This window comes from Nocardia sp. NPDC058518 (genome assembly GCF_042719655.1).
GTDB lineage: Bacteria > Actinomycetota > Actinomycetes > Mycobacteriales > Mycobacteriaceae > Nocardia.
This window is the reverse complement of record NZ_JBHXNJ010000003.1, coordinates 241,480-245,396: the sequence shown is the minus strand read 5'-3', so window position 1 is coordinate 245,396 and position 3,917 is coordinate 241,480. Positions and strand designations below refer to the sequence as shown.

4 protein-coding genes are annotated in these 3,917 nt (G+C 67.3%); 3 read left to right on the top strand and 1 reads right to left on the bottom strand.

Going from position 1 to position 3,917, the window contains the following annotated elements:
- Nucleotides 1-109: 109 nt before the first annotated feature.
- Nucleotides 110-559: an SRPBCC family protein gene (locus ACFWPX_RS08205; protein WP_378926785.1), complete on the bottom strand. Its 450-nt coding sequence runs from the start codon at nt 557-559 to the stop codon at nt 110-112.
- A 186-nt stretch (nt 560-745) separates the two neighbouring features.
- Between ACFWPX_RS08205 and ACFWPX_RS08200 the strand changes: the two genes are divergently transcribed.
- The 3 genes from ACFWPX_RS08200 to ACFWPX_RS08190 are packed head-to-tail and all read left to right on the top strand — an operon-like array spanning nt 746 to nt 3,793.
- Nucleotides 746-1,519 carry a helix-turn-helix domain-containing protein gene (locus ACFWPX_RS08200; protein ID WP_378926784.1) on the top strand — a complete coding sequence of 258 codons (774 nt, stop codon included), beginning with the start codon at nt 746-748 and terminating at the stop codon, nt 1,517-1,519.
- A gap of 43 nt (nt 1,520-1,562) precedes the next feature.
- Complete coding sequence (locus tag ACFWPX_RS08195) at nt 1,563-2,204, top strand: TetR/AcrR family transcriptional regulator (protein ID WP_378926782.1); 642 nt, start codon at nt 1,563-1,565, stop codon at nt 2,202-2,204.
- On the top strand, nt 2,201-3,793 hold the full coding sequence (locus tag ACFWPX_RS08190) for an MDR family MFS transporter (RefSeq protein ID WP_378926781.1): 1,593 nt from the start codon (nt 2,201-2,203) through the stop codon (nt 3,791-3,793). Before ACFWPX_RS08195 ends, ACFWPX_RS08190 begins: the two co-directional genes overlap by 4 nt.
- The last annotated feature ends 124 nt before the right edge of the window (nt 3,794-3,917 follow it).

The window sequence follows — 3,917 nt, the reverse complement described above, 5'->3', positions numbered from 1 at the left end:
GCTCGGGTACGTGAGATCCGGCGTGGGCGGGCGCGGGGTGGGGGCCGCGCCCCCCCCCGCCTGCCACCCCCCGGGGGGCGGGGCGCTGTGCCCCCCCCCCCCCTTCGGATTATCGAGCGGTCTCGTGCACGGGTTCGTCCACACGAGTCGACCGTGCTGCCGCCGCCTCCAGTGCCGCGCGCATCACCGTCGATCCGTGTTCGACGAATTCCGCGATCGGTGCGGCGAGAGGTTCGGGCAGAACGTCGATGTGCCAGATGAAACGCGTCCTGACCTCGTCCTCCGGTAGGGCCTGCATCCACGCATGGTGATGGGACGGATGCAGACTTCCCCCGACCACGGTGTAGGCGACCCGCCTGCTCACGGGATCGAGGTCGACGAGCCGTTCGGCGACGATGGTGCCGTCGGCGAAGGTGACTGTGCGGGTGTCGGCATCGAGTCGGGTGTCGGTGACGAAGCCCGGAGCGAGGCGCTCGTGCACAGCGCCGAAGTCGCGCAAGACATCCCAGACCTGGTCCGGTGTGGCGTCGACGAGAAATTCTTTGTGAACAGATGCCATGGTGTTCTCCTGGTCAGGCTGCGGTGATACAGAACAGGTGGGTCCTCGGCGAGGACCATGAGTTCTGCGGGGCGGGTCGATGTCCGGTGTGAGTTGCTGCCCACTCAGCATTCAGGCCGGACCAGGCCCCGGTCTTGAAGATCTTTGCGGGGTCGACGTGTCGTAGCCCCGGCGTACGGTCGGCCCATGCTGTGCGCCGTTCCCCTTGCCGCCCGGCCGGACTTCACCGTGACCACCGTGACCTGCCATGCCGACCACACCCGATGGTCGGCGCCGGAGGCGTGCGGTGATCACCGCCTCGTTCTCGTGCGGCGCGGCAGGTTCCGGCGTCGAGCCGACGGGGTCGACGCCGACTTGGACCCCACCCTCGGCTACTTGGGCGCACCCGGAGAGGAAGAACGGTTCGCGCACCCCGCCGGTGGCGACGTCTGCACCTCGGTGAGCATCGCGCCCGAGTTCTGGGAAGGACCAGCGACCGCGCGATCGGTATACATCGACGCGCGCGTCGAGCTCGCCCACCACAGGCTGCTCGGCGCCGCCGCCGTCGGCGATATCGACTACGCGCTGACCGAGGAACTGCTCCGGCTCGTCGCGGTGGCCACCGGCCGATCGGCCCCGCGTCCCCGTCCGGCAGACCAGGCGATGGTCACCGCCGCGCGCCACGCGATCCTCGCCGGTACGCCGGAAGCCGCAGGGTTGCGGTCGCTGGCCGGGCTGCTCATGGTCTCGCCGTACCGGCTGAGCCGGGTGTTCTCGCAACACATGGGCGTCTCACTGACCCACTACCGCAACCGGGTACGCGTCGGCCACGCCATCGATCGGCTCACCGGCGGCGAAACCGGCCTCGCCGATCTCGCCGCCGACCTCGGTTTCGCCGACCAGCCCCACCTGACCCGGACCATCCGCGAGCACCTCGGCCACACTCCTGTCGCGCTGCGCCGACTACTCAGCCCGCAATGATTGCAGTTTCTGAAATATTGCAGTTTGTGCTAATTTTTCAGGTGTGACTCGGGATACGGTCGAGCAGGCCGCGGTCGGTCTGCGCGAACAGAAGAAGCGACGGACCCTGCTCGAGCTCTGCCTCGCCGCACGGCGGTTGGCGGTCGAGCACGGGCTGGATGCGACGAATGTCGACGACATCGCCAAATCGGTGGGTGTCTCCTCGCGCACCTTCTTCAACTACTACGACACCAAGCTCGACGCGGTGGTCGGCCCGATCGAGGAGATAGGCACGCCCGAAGCCCGGCGGCAATTCGTCGCAGGCGGTCCGACCGGCGTGCTCATCGAAGATCTCACCTGGCTGCACGCCGCGGGCTTCCAGCCGGAAAGCGAAGTGCGCGAGGGGATCTCGCTGGTCACCAAACTGGTCATGGCCGAGCCGAGGGTGCTCGCCGCGTTCATCGCCTCCGGTGCCCGGATGGAGGCCGCCACCGCCGAGCTCCTCTCGGCCCGGCTCGGGGCCGATGTCGCCCCCGAATTCGCCTCGCTCACCGCGGGAATCATGACGACCATCACGACGCGGGCGGCGATGTCGCTGGCCGCGGAACCGAACGGGTCGCTGGCCGCAGCGCTGCACGAGCACTGCGCCATGGCCGCCCGGCTGTTCGATCGGCCGGACGACAGCACAAGGGAGATGCTCCGATGACCACGACGGCCGATTCGCCGCCCACCCCGATCGTCTTGACCCAGAAGCGGATCTGGCTGATCTTCTCCGCGCTGATCGCGGGCATGTTCCTGGCCAGCCTCGATCAGATGATCGTCGGCACCGCGATGCCGACCATCGTCGGCGAACTCGGCGGGGTCTCCCACATGGCCTGGACCGCCACGTCGTATCTGCTCGCCACCACCATCGTGATGCCGATCTACGGAAAACTCGGCGACATGTTCGGCAGGCGCTGGCTGTTCCTGTTCGCGATCACCGTCTTCACCGCCGCATCGATCGGCGCCGCCGCCTCGACCGGGTTCTGGGAGTTCATCGCCTTCCGCGGCCTGCAGGGTGTCGGTGGCGGTGGGCTGATGATCCTGGCGCAGGCCATCATCGCCGATGTTGTGCCCGCCAAGGACCGCGGCAAGTACATGGCTCCGATGGGCGCCGTCTTCGGCATCACCTCGGTCGCCGGACCGCTGCTCGGCGGCCTGTTCGCCGACCACCTCGACTGGCGCTGGTGCTTCTGGATCAATGTGCCGATCGGTATCGCCGCGCTGTTCATCGCCTTCCGCTACCTGAACATCCCCAGCCACCGGCCCAAGTTCAGGCCCGACTACCTCGGCATCGTGCTCATGTCGAGCGCGACCACCTTGCTGATCCTGATCACCGACTGGGGCGGCAAGCAGTACGAGTGGGGCTCGACGGTGATGGTGTCGATGATCGCCGCTCTCGTCGTGGTGGTCGCGGCCTTCGTGTTCGTCGAGTCGCGGGCCGCGGAACCGATGCTGCCGCTGTGGCTGTTCCGCAATCGCACCTTCGTGCTGACCTCGCTGATCGGATTCCTCGTCGGCCTGGTGATGTTCGCGGCGATCGGCTTCATCCCGACCTACCTGCAGATGGCCAGCGGGACCTCCGCCTCGGTGTCGGGCCTGCTGCTGATCCCGATGATGGTCGGCATGATGCTCACGTTGATCACCTCGATGAACGCGATCACCAAAACCGGTCGCTACCGGGTGTATCCGCCGATCGGCGCCGCGCTCATCGGCATCGACATGCTGTGGCTCACCCGCCTGGACGCGAACACCTCGATGTGGCTGGTCTCGGCCATGCTGTTCGTCATGGGCGCGGGCCTCGGCCTGATCATGCAGATCATCGTGCTCGTGGTGCAGAACGCGGTGGCGCCCGACCAGATCGGCACGGCGACCAGCGCGAACAACTACTTCCGTGAGATGGGTGGCGCGCTGGGCATCGCGATCTTCGGTTCCATCTTCACCAGCAGGCTGACCGAGAATCTCACCGGTGCGTTCCAGGCGAACTGGCAGGAAGCGATGGCGGCGAAAATCGACCCGAGCGCGCTGATCCCCTCGGTGGTCAAGAACCTGCCGGACAAGCTGCACGACGCGATCGTCGGCGCCTACGTCGACGCGCTGGTCCCCGGGTTCTGGTACCTGATCCCCGGTGCGGTGCTCGCGTTCGGACTCGCGCTGTTCATCCCGCACCTGAAGCTCTCCGACGAAGCGGGCATGGTCGCGCGCGGTGAAGCGGTGATGGCCGAGGAGACGCCGGAACTGGTCAAGGAGGGCTGAGCGGGCGGTCTCGGCGGCGGGCCACCTTCGGGTGGTACCCCGCCGCCGCCGCCCCCGACACCCCAGGGTCATCCGCCGCCAATCGACCTCAAACAGCCATCGATGGACAAGGAATACAGATTGC

Bases quoted from the DNA above. Each gene is read 5' to 3' on its own strand.
- ACFWPX_RS08205 (WP_378926785.1), bottom strand. From the start codon at position 559: ATGGCATCTGTTCACAAAGAATTTCTCGTCGACGCCACACCGGACCAG.
- ACFWPX_RS08200 (WP_378926784.1), top strand. From the start codon at position 746: ATGCTGTGCGCCGTTCCCCTTGCCGCCCGGCCGGACTTCACCGTGACC.
- ACFWPX_RS08190 (WP_378926781.1), top strand. From the start codon at position 2,201: ATGACCACGACGGCCGATTCGCCGCCCACCCCGATCGTCTTGACCCAG.